The sequence below is a fragment of the Sphingomonas nostoxanthinifaciens genome (genome assembly GCF_019930585.1).
In the GTDB taxonomy this organism is placed as follows: Bacteria; Pseudomonadota; Alphaproteobacteria; order Sphingomonadales; family Sphingomonadaceae; genus Sphingomonas_I; species Sphingomonas_I nostoxanthinifaciens.
On sequence record NZ_CP082839.1, the window covers coordinates 908,742 to 926,674 of the forward strand.

Below are 17,933 nucleotides of genomic sequence, written 5' to 3' on the forward strand. Positions count from 1 at the left end.
CTGCAGCGCGTTTCGCTCGAGATTATGGCGCGGGGGTATAGTCGCGCAGCTTCGCCACCGTCGGCGCGTCCAATTTCTGGATCAGCGCCACCACCAGATCGACCATCCCGTCGAAGTCGGCGCGATCCATGATGCCGTTATGCACGTGGGTATAACGCACCGGCACGACCAGATTGACGGTCGGCACGCCGGTGCCGGACTTCTGGATCGGCGCGGTATCCTCGCCATAACCGGCGATCAGATCGTGCTGCAGCGGGATGCCCTTGGCGCGCGCCGTATCATCGACGAAGCGGACCATGCGGCGGCTGGGCAGCGCGCTGCCGTCGAACAGGAACATGCCCGGCCCGGCGCCGAGCCGCCCCTGCGTCTCCTCGGCATTCTGCTTGGGCGGATTGTCGCTGGTGAGCCCGCCTTCGATCGCGATCGCGATGTCGGGCTTGATCGCTTCGGCGGCGGGCTGCGCGCCGCGCATGCCCATCTCCTCCTGCACGGTCGCGGCGATGAAAAGCTGGTTGGGGTGGCCCGATGCGCGCAGCCGGCGCATCGCTTCGATCACCACCGCGCAACCGGCACGATCGTCCCATGCCTTGCCGACATAGCGGCCGTTCGGCATCGCGAGGAAGGTCGAATCGGGGATCACCGGATCGCCCGGCGACACGCCCAGCGCGGCGACGCCCGCGGCATCCTTCGCGCCGACGTCGAGGAAGACGTTGTCGCGGCTGACCACCTTGTTGCGCTCGTCCGACGTGGCGGGGACGAGGTGCGCGTCGCGGATGCCGGTGACGGCGTGGACCGGCCCGTTCGCGCCGATGATGATCCAGCGCTGGCCTGGCAGCGCCTGATCGAGCCAGCCGCCGAGCATCTGCATCGTCATATAGCCGTCGGGGGTGACGCGGCGGATCATGCCGCCCAGCTCGTCCATATGCACGTCGAGCATGATGCGCGGGCCCGACGAGCCCGACTGCGCGATCACCGAGCCGAGCCCGTCATAGCCGATCTTGTCGGTGATGGGCTTGAGCTCGCGCACCATGATCGCGCGCACCGGCTCTTCATAGCCGGGCGGCGAGCCCGCATTCGACAGCTCGGCGAGCAATCGCTCGGAACGGTCGCCCGGTGCCGCGAGAGCGGGGGTGGCGAGCAGCGCCAGAGAGACGATGGCGCAGGCGGTTCGACGCATGGTATTCCCCTTCATGTCTAAAGTTTCTTGAGCGTTACGGGCTCCGCATGGCAAGCGCTTTGCGCGCGGTGCGGCCGGTGCGGCCGAGCTTTGCGCAAAATGCCCCCGTGCCCCTGTTCAGGATGCGCCATGCTCGATCGCCGTACCTTCCTCGCTTCGTCCGCCGCCGCCGGTCTTGCCGCGCCGGGCTGGGCCGCCACCTCGGCCGATGCGGCGCTCGATGCCTTGCTGCAGCGCCATGCCGAACTGTTCCTGCGCCGTTGCCCAGAAGAGGCGACCGGGCAGCAGCTCGACGTCGGCGCCAATGCCGTCCTGCGTAGCCGGCTGACCGATCGCTCGCTCGCGGCGATGGCGGCGGATCGTACCGCGATCGCCGAGGCGCGCCGCCAGCTTGGCGCGATCGGCCGCGCCGGCCTGTCGCCGCGTGCGGCGCTCGACCACGACGTCGCGTCGTTCGTCTATGATCGGCTGGCGGACCTGACATCCTATACCGGTTTCGTCGACATCGACCTGCGCCCCAGCCCCTATGTCGTGAACCAGATGAACGGCGCTTATTATTGGCTGCCGGGCTTCATCGGCTCCAATCATCCGCTGGCGAACGCGGCCGACGTCGACGCCTGGTATGCGCGCCTCACCGCGCTCGGCATCGCGATCGATCAGGAGACCGACCGCATCCGTCACGACGCCGCCGCCGGCGTCGCGCCGCCCGGCTTCGTGCTGGAGCGGACGATCGCGCAGGTCCGCGCGCTGCGCGACACGCCGCCGCTGACGAGCGCGCTGATCGCGCCGGCGGTCGTGCGCGCGCATGCGGCCGGGCTGGGCGACATTGGCGGGCGCGGGGCGGATATCTTCCGCGCGACGATCGCGCCCGCGCTCGACCGGCAGGCGCAGGCGCTGGAGGCGCTGCTGCCGAACGCCAGCACGATCGCGGGCGTGTGGCGCCTGCCCAATGGCGACGCTTATTATGCGGCGACGACCTATTCCAACACCACCGTCGCCACACCGCCGGCCGAGCTGCATCGGCAGGGCCTCGCCCAGGTGGCAGAACTGACCGCGCAGATCGATGCCGGGTTGAAGGCACAGGGGTTGAGCAAGGGCAGCGTGCGCGAGCGGATGGCGGCGCTCGACCACGATCCGCGCTTCCTCGTCTCCGACGACGATGCCGGCCGCGCCCGCCTGCTGGCCGAGGCCGACCGCGAGCTGAAGGACATCATCGCCCGCCTGCCGCGCGCGTTCAACGATCCGCCGAACGACCCGATCGTGGTGGCACCGGTGGCGGCGGCACAGCAGAACGGGTCGCCGATCGCATTCTATCATGACGGCGTCGGCGACGCGCCCGGCACCTATATGCTGAATCTGAAGGATCCGCGCGACATCGTGCTGTGGCGCCTGCCCACCTTGACCCATCACGAGGGCATTCCCGGGCACCATTTCCAGTTCAGCATGCTGCGCCATGCGCGGCAGCTGCCGCTGTTCCGCCGGATCGTGCGCTTCTCGGCCTATACCGAGGGCTATGGCCTCTACGCGCAGCAGGTGGCCGACGAGATCGGTGCGTTCGAGGGCGATCCGTTCGGGCGGCTCGGTTATCTTCAGTCGGAGCTGTTCCGCGCCGCGCGCATCGTCGTCGATACCGGCATCCACCATCTGCGCTGGACGCGCGAGCAGGGGGTGCAGTGGATGGTCGAGCATGGCGGCGAACTGCCGGGGCCGACCGACCGAGAAGTGGTGCGCTACTGCGTCTATCCGGGGCAGGCGTGCAGCTTCAAGGTCGGCGCCAACGCGATCGTCGCGGCGCGCGAAGCGGCGCGCAAGCGACTGGGCAGCCGCTTCGACGTGCGCGCCTATCACGATCTGGTGCTGCGGTCGGGGCCGATGCCGATGTCGGTGCTGGAGGCCGCGGCGGCGCGGATGTAGCCCGCTTCCGTCACCCCAGCGGACGCCGGGGTATCCCGAGGGGTGTGGTGGCTTGCCTCACGAGATCCCAGCCTGTGCTGGGATGACGGGTAGGGGGCAGCTTCGTGCTTGCGCGGCGCGACAGACCCGCCATGCTGCGGCGCGACAAATCGACTGGGGCATTTACGGCATGACGATGGGACGATGGATTGCGGGCGTGTGCGGCGCGGCGCTGGCGGCGGCGATGCCGGTGCGGGCCGCGACCCCAACGGCGACGCTGCTGCCCGTGAAGGCCGATGCGGCGGCGGGACACGTTCTCGTGACCTTGCCCGCGCCCGATGCCGACGGCGTCTCCGGCCGCTTCCTCTATGCGACCGCGCTCAAGACCGGGCTCGGCTCGGCGCGGATCACGCTGGATCACGGCCAGCTGGGCGAGACGCGTGTCCTCGCCTTTCGCCGTATCGGCCGCAAGGTCGCCGTGACGTTCGAGAATCCGCGCTACACCGCCAGCGGTGCGGCCGAGATTCGCAAAGGTGCACGCGAGAGCTTTCCCTACAGCGTCGTCGCTATGCTCGACATCGCCTCGACCGATCCCACGGGCGCGGTCACGGTCGATCTCTCGCCCTTCCTCGTGCGCGACACGATGAACATCGCGGCGCAGCTCAACGGCGGCGGCATGAGCCTGCCGGGCGCGCTCGACGGCGGCGGCAAGGGCTTCCACCTGTCGGAGGCGCTGTCCGCCGCCGATCCGGCGTCGGTGAAGGCCTTCCCCGACAATATCGAGCTGGAGGCGGTGCAGACCTTCGTCTCCGACACGCCCGGCCGCGAGGTCAACACGATCGCGCCCGACGGAAGGCAGGTGAGCTTCACCGTCCACCATTCGCTGATCCGCCTGCCGGGGCCGGGCTTCGTGCCGCGCAAGTTCGACATACGCTCGGGCACCTTCTCGCAGGCGGTCTATGATTTCGGGACGCCGCTCGGCGACGACGTGCTGCTGCAATATGCCAGCCATTTCCGGCTGGAGAAGGTCGACCCCGCCGCCGCACGCTCGCCGGTCAAGAAGCCGATCATCTTCTACATCGACAATGCCGCGCCCGAGCCGATCCGCACCGCATTGGCCGAGGGCGTGGCGTGGTGGAACCAGGCGTTCGACGCCGCCGGCTTCGTGGATGCCTTCCAGGTCAGGATCCTGACGCCGGACATGGATCCGCAGGACGTGCGCTACAACATCGTCAACTGGGACGAGCGGCAGACGCGCAGCTGGTCCTATGGCGGCGGCATCGTCGATCCGCGCACCGGCGAGATCATCAAGGGCAATGTCGTGCTCGAAGGGCTGCGGCTGCGGCAGGACATCATCATCTTCGAAAGCCTCGTCGGCACCGCGGGCGAGGGGCAGGGCGGCGCCAACGATCCGGTGCGGGTCGCGCTCGCGCGCATCCGCCAGCTCGGTGCGCACGAGGTCGGCCATGCGCTCGGCTTCGCGCACAATTTCGCGGCCAGCACCTATGGCCGCGCGTCGGTGCTCGACTATCCGTTCGCCAAGATCGCGATCAAGGACGACAAGCTCGATCTGTCCGACGCGTATGCGACCGGCATCGGTCGCTGGGACAAGTTCATCGTCGACTGGCTCTACGGCCAGCCCAAGCCGGGGATCGATCCCGATGCCGCCGCCGCGCAGAAGGCGACCGCGGCCGAGGCGGCGGGCCTGCGCTATCTGACCGATATCGACGGGCGTAATCCCGATCTCGGCGTGCCGGGCGACAATATGTGGGTGGAAGGCGACGACAAGCCGGCCGACCTCGCGCACATCATGGCGGTGCGCCGCATCGCGCTCGCCGATTTCGGGCCCGGCGTGCTGCATGCGGGCGAGCCGCTGGCCGACCTGCGCCGCAAGTTCGCACCGCTGTGGCTGCTGCATCGCTACGAGGTTGCGGCGATCGGCAAATATATCGGCGGGGTGAATTACCGCTATTCGGTCGCGGGCGGCGGCAGCCCGGCGCCGACCTCGGCTACGGCCGCCGAGCAGGAGGCGGCGCTCGATGCGCTGCTGGAGACGCTCTCGGCGAAGGAGCTGACCGTGCCGGGCCCGCTCACCCTGATGCTCTCGTCGGGCGTGAACGGCGAATCCGATCCGCAATTCGATACCGAGGTGTTCGACACGGCCGGCGCGGCGGTGTTCGATCCGCTGGTCGCGGCGGACGTGGCGGCGCAGGTGACGCTGGACACGTTGCTGGCCCCCTCGCGGCTGACGCGCCTCGCCATCCAGCATGCGCGCGATCCGTCGCTGCCGGGGCTCGACCGCCTGCTCGACAAGTTGACGGCGGGGGTGGTCGACGTGCGTCGCGCCGCCGTCGAACGGCGCGTCGCGACCCGGACGGTGCTGGCGATGGCCGGCGCGCAGCGCGATCCGCGTACCCCGCCCGATGTTGCGGCGATCCTCGCCGGGCGGCTGCAGCTGCTCGCCGATCGCCTCGCGACGGCGAAGGGCGCGGACGAAGATGCGCTGTGGAGCCGCAGCATGGCAGCGATGCTCCGCGACGATACGGCGCTGACCCGCGAGCTCGGGCGCGGCCGTCATGCGCCGGAAATTCCGCCGGGCATGCCGATCGGATAGGCTTCTGCTCGGTTCACCGCTTGCACAGCTTTCGTTCAGGCGATCTCCGCGCTAGGAGGCACCGTAAACCCATCCAATCGGGAGAGCCTGTTTGGCGCTGACGCCTGCCAATGACGAAGCCTTCTTTCGCGAGGTCGACGACAATCTCCGCCAGGATCGCATGGTCCGTTTCGCCCGCCGCTGGGGGAAATGGATCGGCTTCGGGGTGGGATTGGCGCTGGCTTTGCTCGCCGGCTTCCTGCTGTGGCAGAACCATCGCAAGGCCGAAGCCGGGGCCGATGCCGAGACGATGGTCGCGCTGATGGCCGATGTCGGCAGCGGCAAGGCCAATGCCAAGGATCCGCGCCTGGCGTCGCTCGCGGCCAGCCCTCGCGACGGCTATCGCGCGCTCGCCCGGTTGACGCAGGCCGAACTGGTCGAGCGCACCGACGTGACCGCGGCCGGCGTCGATTATGACGCGATCGCGGCCGATACCAAGCTGCCGCAGGCGATGCGCGACCTCGCCACGATCCGCGGCGTCACGATTCGCTTCGACAGGCTGCTGCCGCAGACGGTGGTCGACCGGCTAAAGCCGCTGGCGGTGCCGGGTGGTCCATGGTTCGGCAGCGCCGCCGAGCTGACCGCGATCGCCGATCTGAAGATGAACAAGGCAAATCTGGCCGGCCCGCTGTTCGCCGCGATCGCACGCGATACGACCGTGCCGACCTCGCTGCGTGGACGCGCCGCCGGCATGGCCAGCGCGCTTGGCCAGACGGTGGTCACCGCCGCGTCGCCCGCCGCCCTGAAGGAATGAAAATGACCAAGCGTGTGGTGGTGGCGCTGGCGATGGTCGCCGCGCTGAGTGGCTGTGGCATCTTTCGCAGCAAGGGCGAGCATCGCCCCAAGACCGCCGTGGTGGGCGAGCGCATCCCCGTTCTGACGTCCGAAGGCGATGCCGCGGTCGAGCCGAGCCTGGCCGACGTGGCGGTGACGGTGCCGGATGCCGCACCGAACGACACTTGGTCGCAGACCGGCGGAAATTCGACCAAGGTGATGGGCAATCCCGCGCTGGGCGCCACGATCAAGCCCGCTTGGGACGTGAAGATTCCAGCCGGCGGCCCGCGCGAGCGCCTCGCGGCCGGCCCGGTGGTCGCGGACGGCAAATTGTATGTGGTCGATGCCGAGGCCGTCGTGCGCGCGTTCGACGCGGCGACCGGACGCAAGCTGTGGGAGGTCGCGCCCGACGCGACCAAGCGCGAGAAGCCGGTGCTGTTCGGCGGCGGCGTCAGCGTCGACAATGGCCGCGTCTTCGCCACCAACGGGCGCGGCGACGTGATCGCGCTGGATGCCGCGACCGGCAAGCAGATCTGGAAGGCGCGTCCTTCGGGCCCGCTGCGCGGCGCGCCGGGCTTCGGCAACGGCAACATCTTCGTCTTGACGCAAGACAACCAGATCATCGCGCTGAGCGAGGAAAAGGGCGAGGTCGTGTGGACCGTGTCCGCCACGCTGCAGACGGCGGGCGTGTTCGGCGTGGCGGCGCCGTCCTATGCCCAGGGCACGGTCGTCGCCGGCTTCTCGTCGGGCGAGCTTTCCGCGCTCCGCTACGAAAATGGCCGCATCGTCTGGCAGGACCAGCTTTCGCGGACCTCGATCTCGACCTCGGTCTCGACCATCTCCGACGTCGATGCGGCGCCGGTGCTGGATCAGGGCAAGGTCTATGCGATCGGGCAGGGCGGCCGCATGGTCGCGATGGATCTCGTCAGCGGCCAGCGCCTGTGGGAGATCACGATCGGCGGCATCGACACGCCGTGGCTGGCGGGCGAGTGGCTGTTCGTCGTCACCGACGATGCGCGCCTGCTCTGCATCGCGCGCACCACCGGCAAGATCCGCTGGATCACGCAGCTCACCCACTTCCGCGATCCCAAGACGAAGAACAAGGCGGTCGGCTGGTCGGGACCGATCCTGGCGGGCGGCCGGCTGGTGCTGGTCAACACGTTGGGCGAGATGGTGCAGGTGAAGGTCGCCGACGGCAAGGTCATGAGCACCCAGCGCAAGGCCGGCAAGGGCTTCTACCTGTCGCCGATCGTCGCGAACAACACGCTCTACACGCTCGACCAGAAGGGCAAGCTCACCGCCTGGCGGTGAGCTAAGACCGGCTTTCAACCGTCATTCCCGCGTAGGCGGGAATCCATTCACGCAGCCGGAGCGGCGCTCAAGCGACGGTTAGGCAAATGGATCCCCGCCTGCGCGGGGATGACGGCAGGTCGCGTATCTTCTCCAGCCGCCCATCCACCGCAACGGGTGGACGGCGTCGCGGCCATCGGCTAAGCGCACGCCATGTTCGGCGGCTCGGCCCTCCTTATTCTGCGACTTACGCGCCCTTAGGCGCGCCGATCGAGCGCGGCCGGGTTCGGCCGCGGCATCACCGCCTAAGGGACATTGCCGACCGCGCCGACCGAGGCGCGCCCGAGGACACCGCCCCCGAAAGCCGATCTCATGACCATGCTCGCCGATCCCTCCGTCAAGTACCGCCCGTTTCCGCAGGTCGATCTGCCCGACCGCCAATGGCCCGGCCGCACGATCACCAAGGCGCCGCGCTGGCTGTCGACCGACATGCGCGACGGCAACCAGGCTTTGATCGATCCGATGGACGAGGAGAAGAAGACCCGCTTCTTCGAATTGCTCTGCAAGGTCGGTCTCAAGGAGATCGAGGTCGGCTTCCCCGCCGCCGGCGCGACCGAGTTCGACTTCATCTCCGGCCTCGTCCGCAACGGCCGCGTGCCCGACGACGTGATGATCCAGGTGCTGACCCAGTCGCGCCGCGACCTGATCGAGAAGAGCTTCGAGAGCCTGCGCGGCGCGAAGCAGGCGGTCGTCCACCTCTACAATGCGGTGTCGCCGGCATGGCGGCGGATCGTGTTCGGCATGACCCGCGACGAGGTGCGCGAGATCGCCGTCACCGGCGCGAAGATCCTGCGCGACGAGGCGGCCAAGCAGCCCGACACCGACTGGCATTTCGAATATAGCCCCGAGACCTTCTCCACCGCCGAGCTCGATTTCAGCGTCGAGGTCTGCGAGGCGGTGATGGAGGTGCTGCGGCCGACGCCCGCGCATCCGCTGATCCTCAACCTGCCGGCGACGGTCGAGGCGGCGACCCCCAACATCTATGCCGACCAGATCGAATGGTTCGGCAAGCATATCCGCAACCGCGACTGCGTCGTGATCTCGCTCCATCCGCATAACGATCGCGGCACCGGCGTCGCCGCGGCCGAGCTCGGGCTGATGGCGGGTGCCGATCGCGTCGAGGGCTGCCTGTTCGGCAATGGCGAGCGAACCGGCAACGTCGATCTGGTGACTTTGGGGCTCAACCTCTACACGCAGGGCGTCAATCCGCAGCTCGATTTCTCCGACATCGACGCGGTCATCAACACCGTCACCTATTGCAACAATCTGCCGGTCCACCCGCGCCATCCGTATGCGGGCGACCTCGTCTTCACGGCGTTCTCGGGGTCGCATCAGGATGCGATCAAGAAGGGCTTCGCCGCGCAGGAGCAGCGCAACGACCTGATCTGGGACGTGCCCTATCTGCCGATCGATCCCAAGGATCTCGGCCGCGATTACGAGGCGGTGATCCGCGTCAATTCGCAGTCGGGCAAGGGCGGCGTCGCGTGGGTGCTGGAGCAGGACAAGGGCCTCAAGCTGCCCAAGCGGATGCAGGCCGATCTCAGCCGCTCGGTGCAGGCGCTGGCCGACGAGACCAGCCGCGAGCTCAATGCCGGAGACATTTGGGCGCGGTTCCAGGAGCATTACCGGCTGGTCGGCGCGCAGCCGTTCGAACTGGTCGACTATAGCGAGGCGCATGCCGGCGCAGACCGCATTTTCACCGGGCGCGTGCGCCATGCCGGGGTCGACAAGACGGTGAGCGGGCGCGGCAACGGCCTGCTCTCGGGCGTGCTGGCGGCGCTCAACGACGGCTTCGGGCTCGATCTCGATATCGTCGATTATAGCGAACATGCCATCGGCACCGGCGGCAGCGTGCAGGCGGCGGCCTATGTCGAGGCGCGCACCGGCGACGGGCGGACGGTGTTCGGCGTCGGCATGGATACCGACGTGGCGACCGCCTCGGTCCGCGCATTGCTCGGCGCGGCCAACGCGATCGCCTGATCGCCGGGCAGATATGCCCCGCCCGTTCGTACTGAGGAGAGGCTGAGCCTGTCGAAGCCTCGTCTCGAAGCACATGCCCTTCGAGACGCCACTTCGCCAAGCTCAGTGGCTCCTCAGGGCGAACGGAGCGCTAGAGCGTGACCGCCGCCTTCAGGCCGAGGATGCAGGCGTCCGATACCGTGTCGAGCCCGCCGGGATGGTGGATGTACTGGACGTTCGGCCGCAGCTCGAGCCCCTCGAGCGGCTGGATCGAATAGAAGATCTCGCTCGCATATTCGGCGCCGTGCTGCACCGGCGGATGGGTCGGGTCCAGTTCCTGTGCGCGGGTCGCGCGGCCGTTGACGTTGGTGCGCGCGAACGCCACGCCCAGCACCTCGCCGCGCAGCCACGGCAACAGCCCGCGATAGAACAGGCCTGCCGCCACCTGATTGTCGGTCAGCGTGGTCTGGCGATCGGTCTGCGTGACGTTGGCGAACACGCTGAGGCCCGACGCCGCCTTGCCGTCGCGCGCGCGGCCGGTGAACTGGCGCTCGACGTTGATGTAGATGCCGTAGCGCGACGAATGCTGGAGCGCGGTGGCGTCGGTCAGCACGCGCGGGCGGTGGTTGACGTCGAGCAGCAGATCGTCGGCGGGCGCAGTCGAGACCCAGCCGCCGATCTTGTAGCTGGCGACGCGGCCGTGGGCGAGCGTCGGCGTCCAGCCTGCCTCGACCGGCACCAGCACGCCGGTGCCCCCGTTGGTGTGCACGAAATAGAAGCCGGTGGCGTCGAGGTTGCGCGGATTGACCTGATAGACTGCCGCCTGGACGTAATGCGTCTTGTCGGGCGAGTAGCGCACGCGCGCGCCCAGCTGGCTGACCGGCCAGTTCGCCCAATAGTCGCCGGAAAGGTTGCCCGGTTGCGCGCCGCAGAAGCTGAGGTTCATGAACTGGCACGAAAAGGCCGCGAAATCCTCGCCAGGGTTGGTGAGGCCCAGCTTCAGCTCCAGTTTGTCGCCGACCACCTGCTCGTACCAGAATTGGGTCAGGCGCAATGTCTGGCCGCGGCCATAGACCTCCTGCACCTGCTGCAGCGTGCCGAGATGCGCGTCGTCGGACAGATTGTGGCCGCGGCGGAAGGTGAGCGTCGCCTGGAACGCGCCGCCCTTCAGCCCGACCAATTTGTCGAGATCGAGCAATGCGCCCGCGTCGAACTGGCCGGTCTCGCGGAAGACGTTGCGTGTGCCGCCGGCCGCGTTGAATGCGCTTTCGGAGGCGTAGCGAGCCGTCAATCCGATGCCGCGCAGCGCGAGGCGCGTGCGGATCTTGCGCCAGTCGCCGATCAGGCCCGGCGGTGGCGGCCGACGCGTATCGACGGTGAGCGCCGAGGGCAGCGGCTCCTCCTCGGGCGCGGCCGTGGTGGCGGGCGCCGACTTGTCGGGCTGCGTCTGCGTGTCGAGCTGCGAGCCGGCGGGCGCCTGCCGGCCGGCGGCACCGGGCGCCGCATCCTGTGCGAGCGCACGCCCCTGCGCGGTCAGGGCGAGCAGCGCCCCGGCCACGACCATCCGTTTCATCACTTTGGACAGACTCCCTGACCTTTGAAGAGGCAACGTCGCCCCGGCGAAAACGATCCGGGGCTGCAACGACTTTCGCGATTTAAGGTGTCGCGTCCTTCTCGAATTCGGGCAGCGCGGGGTTCCAGCCGGGCGGGTTGACGCCGCCGTCTGCGATGAACTGGTCGAGCCGCGCCCCCAGCACCGTCAGCGGCACCGAGCCGAGCGACAGGATCGCATCGTGGAAATTGCGCTGGTCGAACTTCGGCCCGAGCTTCGTCTCCGCCTCGGTGCGCTTCTGGCGGATCAGCATCTCGCCGAGCTTGTAGGCGAGCGCCTGCCCCGGCCACGCAATGTAGCGGTCGACCTCCGTCTCGATCTCATGCTCGCTGAGCGCGGTATGGTCGCGCAGATATTGCTGCGCCTGTTCGCGCGTCCAGCCATAATGGTGGATGCCGGTGTCGATCACGAGCCGCGACGCGCGCCAGATCTCGTAGGAGAGGCGGCCGAAATTCTCGTAGGGCGTGTCGTACATGCCCATCTTGGTGCCGAGCCACTCCATGTAGAGCGCCCAGCCCTCGCCGTAGCCGGAGAAACCGGCGGCGCGGCGGAAGGCCGGGCGGCGCTGCGCCTCCTGCGCGACCGCCGCCTGGAAGGCATGGCCCGGATTGCATTCGTGAAGCGTCAGCGCGGTCAATGTGTAGAGCGGCCGCGACGGCAGGTCGTAGGTGTTCATCATGCACGATTCGAGCCCGCCGCGCCCGCCGGTGTAGATCGGCGCGAGGCTCGGCGGCACCGGGATGATCGAGAAGCGGCGACGCGGCAGGAAGCCGATCGTGTCGGCCAGCTTCCCGTCGACGCGCTTGGCGACATAGGAGGAGAAGCCGAGCAGCTCGCGCGGCGTCTTCGGATAGAATTGCGGATCGGTGCGCAGGAACGTCAGGAAAGCGGGCATGTCGCCCTTGAAGCCGGTCTGCGCCTTGGTCGCCTCCATCTCGGCCGAGATGCGCGCGACCTCCTTCAGGCCGATCGCGTGGATCTGCTCGGCGGTCAGCTTCAGCGTGGTGAAGCCCTCGATCTCGGCCTGGTAATAAGCCTTGCCGTCGGGCTCGGCCTCGGCGGCGAGCGTGGTGCGCGCCTGCTTCATGTAGACGTCGCGGATGAAGCTCAGCAGCTTGGCGTAGGCGGGGATCACCGCCTCGCGGATCGCGGCGTCGCCCTGTGCCTTCAGCGCGGCCTGCTGATCGGCGGGGATGCCCGCCGGCATCGCGTCGAACGGCACGTAGAAGGGGTTCGAGCGATCGGTGGCGACATAGGGCTCGATCGTCTTGTCGCGCCCGGTGACGACGACGCGCGGCACGCTGTAGCCGCGCTTCAGCCCGGCGCGCATGTTGGCGATCTGCTCGTCGAAGTAACGCGGCACGTCGCGCAGGCGCGCGATGTAATTCTGGTAGGCCTTCACGCTGTGGAAGCCGCCCGAGCGCGGCGCGAGATTGGCCCAGAAGAAGGTGTCGGCGTTGAACGGCGCCTCGTAGGTCTTGAAGCGGGTATCGTCGGCGAAGGTCTGCACCGTGCGGCGGAACACCGCGGCGTTGATCTTTTCTTCGGCCGAAAGCTGCGCCTCGGGGATCGCGTCGAGCTCGGCCAGCGCCTGCCGCCAGTAAGCGAGATGCGCCGCCTGCGTGGCGGCGTCGACGTGCGGCAGATGATCCGCCCCGGCATCGTCGGCGCCGCGCCCGCCGCGCAGCCCCTCCGCCTGACGCCACGCCCATTCGCGCTCGTACAAAGCGCGCAGCCGCGCGTCGGCGCTGCCGGGGGCGTCGGCAGCGGGGGCCGCGGCGACGGCGGTGGCGGCGAGCAGGCAGGTGGTGACGAGCAGCGCGCGCGCGGCCGAGAACATCGTCATGCGATCGGTCTTCCCTGAAGGTGATGGGGGATGCCGTCTCTCGCGTGGGTCTGGGCGGCTACGCAGGACGATGCGATCACGCGCCGTCAAAGCCAAGCGATTTTCGTATACGATGATGCTCGCGCGGGGCGGATGCGGACCGAAAGGTGACGAAGGTGACGCTACGTCAGGGGTCGGTGCGCTTCCCGCGCGGAGTCAGTGCGGCGCGTTGCACAGGTCTGAATTGTCATCGCACCGCGGGCGACGGACAGGCAGATCGGCTGGGCCATGGCGCGACTCCTCATGACGGAACGGAGTCGAACCATCTGACACGCGAAATCCTACTTTGCAAGCAAATGTTCGATATATGTTCCGTCGTGACGAAGCGCGCTTCGGTCAGGGCAAGGCCCGGGCAACCCGGAAGCCAAATCCCGCGCTACGATATGTTTCTATCGACTGCTTGCTGTCGGGCGGTGCGTAATTCCGGGCAGCGGAGCGCATGACCTTCCATGTGTCGGCATAGACCCCGCCGCGTGCCACGCGCGACGTGCACCCCTTCTGCTCGAAGGCCGAGCCATCGGTCGGCGCGCTCGCATAGGAATCCGCGTGGCAATCCTCCACCCACTCGAAAACATCGCCGTGCATGTCGTAGAGACCGAATGCGTTGGGCGGAAACGCGCCGACGGGAGATGTATTCTCCCAGCGATCACGGCCGAGCGTCCGGGGGCCGCAGCATTCGTCGAGCCCGTAATTTGCGTGATTGTGGTCGGCGACCGCTCCCCATGGAAATGCGGTGGTCGAGCCTGCTCGCGCGGCATATTCCCACTCGGCTTCGGACAGCAGCCGATAAGGATGCCCGGTGCGGCTGCTCAGCCAGCGCGCATAGGCCCGCGCCTCGCCCCACGTGATGCAGACGACCGGATCATTGTCCGTCTGCGCATAACCGACGTCTTTCCACGACGGATTTGGGCTCGGTGCATAATCGCAAGCCCCCTTGGGAACGGCGAGCTTGGTGGCCGTCGCGTAAGCGGCCCATTGTCGCTTCGTGATCGGGAACTCACCGACCGCGAAACGCGCGACTGACACATGCCGGCGGGGGCCTTCGTCCTCGAACCTCCCCGGTTCGACCGTGGTGGATCCCATCATGAACGTGCCGGCCGGGATCGGGACCATCTTCGGGCACCAATCGGCGGCGGAACAGTCGTCGAAAACAGGTCGCGCTGCGGCATTTGCGGCAAGGCGAGGACGGGGAGGCTGTCCCACGACAATTGTCGGCAGCAATCCACCTGATATCAAGAGGATGCGTAGTGCACGAATGACGTTACTGCGCGCCTGTCCCATCATTTCGCTCTCCAGCACACGCAGATCATCAAGACGACAAGCGAAGCCTGTTCATTGGCGGATCTGAATGTCCGCTATTAATGTTTCCGATGCAAGCTCTGGAACGCGTCCGCACGAGGGCGATCATTTACGGACTTGTCGGCTGTCGGACGTGAAGTCTTTCGTCGTCCGAGACTGGGGCGGCGCCGGCAGGCCGCTTCACTCAGACGGCGGGGCTGGCCGTTGCGGCCAGCCCCGGGATCGCCCAAATCAGGCGTGGCCGGCTGCGGCTTGGCGCGATCGCCGCGCGGCCAAACCGATGATGCCGAAGCCTGCCATCAACATGGCCCAGCTCGATGGCTCGGGCACTGAAGTGGCGGGCGGCGGTGGCGGCGAGACTTCAGCCCAGATCCCCGGGCCGTTGCCGAAGGAGCCATCCGGATTTTTGGAAAAGTAATCGTTGACGTTGCCATCCTCGAGCGCGTTTCCACCGTTGTTCGTGCCGGCAGTGTCGAAGAAAAAGGCAATAGCCCCAAGCGGGTCGCCAAGGGTCGTCAAGACATAGGACGGATCATATGCAGTGAGATCCCAAAAGGTGATCGCGCCGTTACTGAGCTTGAAGGTCGCATCGAGGCCATTGCCCTGCGTGGCAAGTTCCGAAATCACACCCGACTTGAAATACCAGCCGGTCACATGGCTTTGATCGACGGTGCCGGAGAAATCGGCGGTGACCGTATCGTCGAATGTGACCGATCCGGTCAGGTTGTATCCGTAGAACGAGGGATCCTCCAGGCCCGGGTGGCCCGTCCCATCGGTGACCCCATTCGTATAGGCCTTGCCGGTGTACGTGTATGTCACGCTGGCAAAAGCATGGGCCGCCGGCAGCATCGCGCAAACGGCGATCGCCGCCGCTTTGAACCCCACGAGAAATCTCGATCGCATGTCATCCCCCCAACGTCATGAAAAAACGCAACAAGAAGCAGATTCGGGGGAATTAACACTGGATTAACTGATTGTCACACGCCTGTTGGCTCGGGCGCGGTCTTGTTTGCTCGAGGCGGGCGGGGCTTCGGACAAGGTCGGAGGTGAGGGGGCACGCTGGATGTCCGCTCATGGTGGATAAGAGACAGGCAGCTTTCGGGCGGCCGACCCACAACAGCCGCCACTAGAGTTCCGTTCGCCAATAGCTTCGAAAGAGAAAAGCCGTTTGAAGCGCGGCGACCGCCATGAAAATTGCGAACGCGTCATGCTGCAAGGGTGTGTCCCATCGGCCGGTCACGACGCCAGTTGCTAAGACGATCCACGCGGGTAAGCCTATGCCAAGGCTGGCGGCTTTCACCCAGCGCGGCAATACGCGCCAGTGGGACTTCTGCAGGGGCACGTCCTCATCGTATTCCGTGTCTCGATCTGCGGTGTGGATGGAGCACACATAGTATCCAACGATAATGGCTCCCATCGCGATCAATGCGCCTGCCGCAGATAGCACGGGGTGGCGATCTTGGTTCGCCAGCGAAAAAAAGCGCTGCGGGCAAGGTAAGTAGTGCCAGCCCAAAGATGAACGCCGGGCCCTTCCAATGAACGACCCCGAAGCCCCGTATGGGAGACGGAGCGAACCAAACCTCTGTCGAATGCCTCACGGCCCTATCGTAAGGCATCTTCGCTACGTCGGCTATCGGACAGCGCTCGCAAGAACTGGAATGTCCGAACGTGGGGCGAAAGCAGTCGCCTTCCGCGTCTTCCCCGGCTCGACCCGGGATCCCGCTTCTTCTTCTTCCGCTATCGGCAAAAGGAAGCGGGACCCCGGATCGAGTCCGGGGTGACGTGGTAGGGAAGCCGTGCGCCTACTCCGCCGCGACGCCCGAATGGCCGAACAGGCCGGCGCTTTCGCCCGCATCCTCGTTCGCGATCAGCGCGGCCTTCGCCGTCTTGCGGCGGTCGAAGCTGCTCCACACGTCGGACCAGTCGCCGCGCGTCGCCGCCTTCGAATATTCGGTCGCGCGCGTCTCGAAGAAGTTCGCATGCTCGACGCCATTGAGCATCGGCGCCAGCCACGGCAGCGGATGCTCCTCGATCATGTAGATCGGCTTGAGGCCGAGCTGGCCCAGCCGCCAGTCGGCGATGAAGCGGATATATTTCTTGATGTCCTTGGGCTTCATGCCCTCGACCGGGCCCATCTCGAAGACGAGGTCGATGAACGCATCCTCGATCCGCACCGTCTTCTGGCACATGTCCATGATGTCGTCGCGCACCGCCGGCGTCATGCACTGGCGCTCCTCGCAGAAAGCGTGGAACAGCTTGATGATGCCCTCGCAATGCAGCGTCTCGTCGCGGATCGACCAGGTGACGATCTGGCCCATGCCCTTCATCTTGTTGAAGCGCGGGAAGTTCATCAGCATCGCGAAGCTGGCGAACAATTGCAGCCCCTCGGTGAAGCCGCCGAACATCGCCAGCGTGCGCGCGATATCCTGATCGCTGTCGACACCGAACGTGCTCAGATAGTCGTGCTTGTCCTTCATCTCCTTATATTGGAGAAAGGCGGAATATTCGCTCTCGGGCATGCCGATCGTGTCGAGCAGGTGGCTGTAGGCGGCGATGTGGACCGTCTCCATGTTGCTGAACGCGGTCAGCATCATCTTGATTTCGGTCGGCTTGAACACGCGGCCATATTTTTCGTGGTAGCAATCCTGCACCTCGACGTCGGCCTGGGTGAAGAAGCGGAAGATCTGCGTCAGCAGGTTGCGCTCGTGATCGCTGAGCTTCTGCGCCCAGTCGCGGCAATCCTCGCCCAGCGGCACCTCCTCGGGCAGCCAGTGGAGCTGCTGCTGGCGCTTCCAATAGTCGAACGCCCACGGATATTCGAACGGCTTGTAGGTGCGGCTGGCCTGGAGGAGGGGCATCGGACGGTCCTTCGTTAAACGGTGGCGCGCGCGCGCGCGGCGCGGAAAATCGGGGCGCGACGCGATGCGCGGCGGCGGGATGCCTGCATTCCGCGGCGCGTCACATATCGTGCGTCTTTCGGGGCTATCGTGCGTTCCGGCGCCGTACCATTCACCAAAGGAGAAGCAGCATGGCCGATCTGTCGCAGATTCAGGAACATATGGAAGTCATCGGCGCCGACGGCGTGCATGTCGGCACGGTCGACAAGGTCGAGGGCGATCGCATCAAGCTGACCAAGAAGGATTCGGGCGCCGACGTCGAGGGTGCCGAGGGTGACCATGCCGGCCACCATCATTACATCTCGGGCGGCCTCGTCGCCGAGGTCGAGGACGAAACGGTTCGCCTCAGCGCCAATGCCGACGTCGCGGTGACGTTCGAGGAAGAGGCCTGACCTCACTTTCCCTCTCCCGTTCGGGAGAGGGAAGGAGCCGCC

The 17,933-nt window shown here is 66.8% G+C and carries 12 protein-coding genes; 6 read left to right on the forward strand and 6 right to left on the reverse strand.

Annotated features, from left to right (window positions below; translation table 11 throughout):
- Positions 1–22: 22 nt before the first annotated feature.
- A complete protein-coding gene (locus K8P63_RS04145; RefSeq protein ID WP_223798605.1) occupies positions 23–1,177 on the reverse strand; it encodes a M42 family metallopeptidase in 1,155 nt (384 codons plus the stop codon).
- 129 nt (positions 1,178–1,306) lie between these two features.
- Between K8P63_RS04145 and K8P63_RS04150 the strand changes: the two genes are divergently transcribed.
- From K8P63_RS04150 to leuA, 5 genes are all read left to right on the forward strand, one after another.
- Positions 1,307–3,091 carry a DUF885 domain-containing protein gene (locus tag K8P63_RS04150; protein ID WP_223798606.1) on the forward strand — a complete coding sequence of 595 codons (1,785 nt, stop codon included), beginning with the start codon at positions 1,307–1,309 and terminating at the stop codon, positions 3,089–3,091.
- A gap of 169 nt (positions 3,092–3,260) precedes the next feature.
- Positions 3,261–5,684, forward strand: coding sequence for a zinc-dependent metalloprotease (locus K8P63_RS04155; RefSeq protein WP_223798607.1), 2,424 nt, complete (start codon positions 3,261–3,263; stop codon positions 5,682–5,684).
- Between the two features lie 91 nt (positions 5,685–5,775).
- Positions 5,776–6,477: a tetratricopeptide repeat protein gene (locus K8P63_RS04160; RefSeq protein WP_223798608.1), complete on the forward strand. Its 702-nt coding sequence runs from the start codon at positions 5,776–5,778 to the stop codon at positions 6,475–6,477.
- The gene (locus K8P63_RS04165) at positions 6,474–7,808 is read left to right on the forward strand and encodes a PQQ-like beta-propeller repeat protein (protein WP_223798609.1); all 1,335 of its coding nucleotides are present in this window, start codon (positions 6,474–6,476) and stop codon (positions 7,806–7,808) included. The genes K8P63_RS04160 and K8P63_RS04165 overlap by 4 nt, the downstream gene beginning before the upstream one ends.
- 357 nt (positions 7,809–8,165) lie before the next feature.
- Positions 8,166–9,827 carry a 2-isopropylmalate synthase gene (leuA, locus tag K8P63_RS04170; RefSeq protein ID WP_223799719.1) on the forward strand — a complete coding sequence of 554 codons (1,662 nt, stop codon included), beginning with the start codon at positions 8,166–8,168 and terminating at the stop codon, positions 9,825–9,827.
- 130 nt (positions 9,828–9,957) lie between these two features.
- On the opposite strand, the gene K8P63_RS04175 is transcribed toward leuA, so the two are convergent.
- The 5 genes from K8P63_RS04175 to K8P63_RS04195 form a co-directional block, all read right to left on the reverse strand.
- The gene (locus tag K8P63_RS04175) at positions 9,958–11,379 is read right to left on the reverse strand and encodes a carbohydrate porin (RefSeq protein ID WP_223798610.1); all 1,422 of its coding nucleotides are present in this window, start codon (positions 11,377–11,379) and stop codon (positions 9,958–9,960) included.
- A gap of 82 nt (positions 11,380–11,461) precedes the next feature.
- Positions 11,462–13,258: a DUF885 domain-containing protein gene (locus tag K8P63_RS04180; protein WP_223799720.1), complete on the reverse strand. Its 1,797-nt coding sequence runs from the start codon at positions 13,256–13,258 to the stop codon at positions 11,462–11,464.
- Between the two features lie 381 nt (positions 13,259–13,639).
- Positions 13,640–14,602 (reverse strand): formylglycine-generating enzyme family protein, encoded by a 963-nt coding sequence (locus K8P63_RS04185; protein WP_223798611.1) that lies wholly within the window; start codon positions 14,600–14,602, stop codon positions 13,640–13,642.
- 231 nt (positions 14,603–14,833) lie between these two features.
- Positions 14,834–15,487: a PEPxxWA-CTERM sorting domain-containing protein gene (locus K8P63_RS04190; RefSeq protein WP_223798612.1), complete on the reverse strand. Its 654-nt coding sequence runs from the start codon at positions 15,485–15,487 to the stop codon at positions 14,834–14,836.
- A gap of 917 nt (positions 15,488–16,404) precedes the next feature.
- Positions 16,405–17,460 (reverse strand): ribonucleotide-diphosphate reductase subunit beta, encoded by a 1,056-nt coding sequence (locus tag K8P63_RS04195; protein ID WP_223798613.1) that lies wholly within the window; start codon positions 17,458–17,460, stop codon positions 16,405–16,407.
- Positions 17,461–17,630: 170 nt separating this feature from the next.
- On the opposite strand from K8P63_RS04195, the gene K8P63_RS04200 reads away from it, so the two are divergent.
- The gene (locus K8P63_RS04200) at positions 17,631–17,891 is read left to right on the forward strand and encodes a DUF2171 domain-containing protein (protein ID WP_223798614.1); all 261 of its coding nucleotides are present in this window, start codon (positions 17,631–17,633) and stop codon (positions 17,889–17,891) included.
- Positions 17,892–17,933 lie beyond the last annotated feature (42 nt).

Bases quoted from the DNA above. Each gene is read 5' to 3' on its own strand.
- K8P63_RS04145 (WP_223798605.1), bottom strand. From the start codon at position 1,177: ATGCGTCGAACCGCCTGCGCCATCGTCTCTCTGGCGCTGCTCGCCACC.
- K8P63_RS04150 (WP_223798606.1), top strand. From the start codon at position 1,307: ATGCTCGATCGCCGTACCTTCCTCGCTTCGTCCGCCGCCGCCGGTCTT.
- K8P63_RS04155 (WP_223798607.1), top strand. From the start codon at position 3,261: ATGACGATGGGACGATGGATTGCGGGCGTGTGCGGCGCGGCGCTGGCG.
- K8P63_RS04165 (WP_223798609.1), top strand. From the start codon at position 6,474: ATGAAAATGACCAAGCGTGTGGTGGTGGCGCTGGCGATGGTCGCCGCG.
- leuA (WP_223799719.1), top strand. From the start codon at position 8,166: ATGCTCGCCGATCCCTCCGTCAAGTACCGCCCGTTTCCGCAGGTCGAT.
- K8P63_RS04175 (WP_223798610.1), bottom strand. From the start codon at position 11,379: ATGAAACGGATGGTCGTGGCCGGGGCGCTGCTCGCCCTGACCGCGCAG.
- K8P63_RS04180 (WP_223799720.1), bottom strand. From the start codon at position 13,258: ATGTTCTCGGCCGCGCGCGCGCTGCTCGTCACCACCTGCCTGCTCGCC.
- K8P63_RS04195 (WP_223798613.1), bottom strand. From the start codon at position 17,460: ATGCCCCTCCTCCAGGCCAGCCGCACCTACAAGCCGTTCGAATATCCG.
- K8P63_RS04200 (WP_223798614.1), top strand. From the start codon at position 17,631: ATGGCCGATCTGTCGCAGATTCAGGAACATATGGAAGTCATCGGCGCC.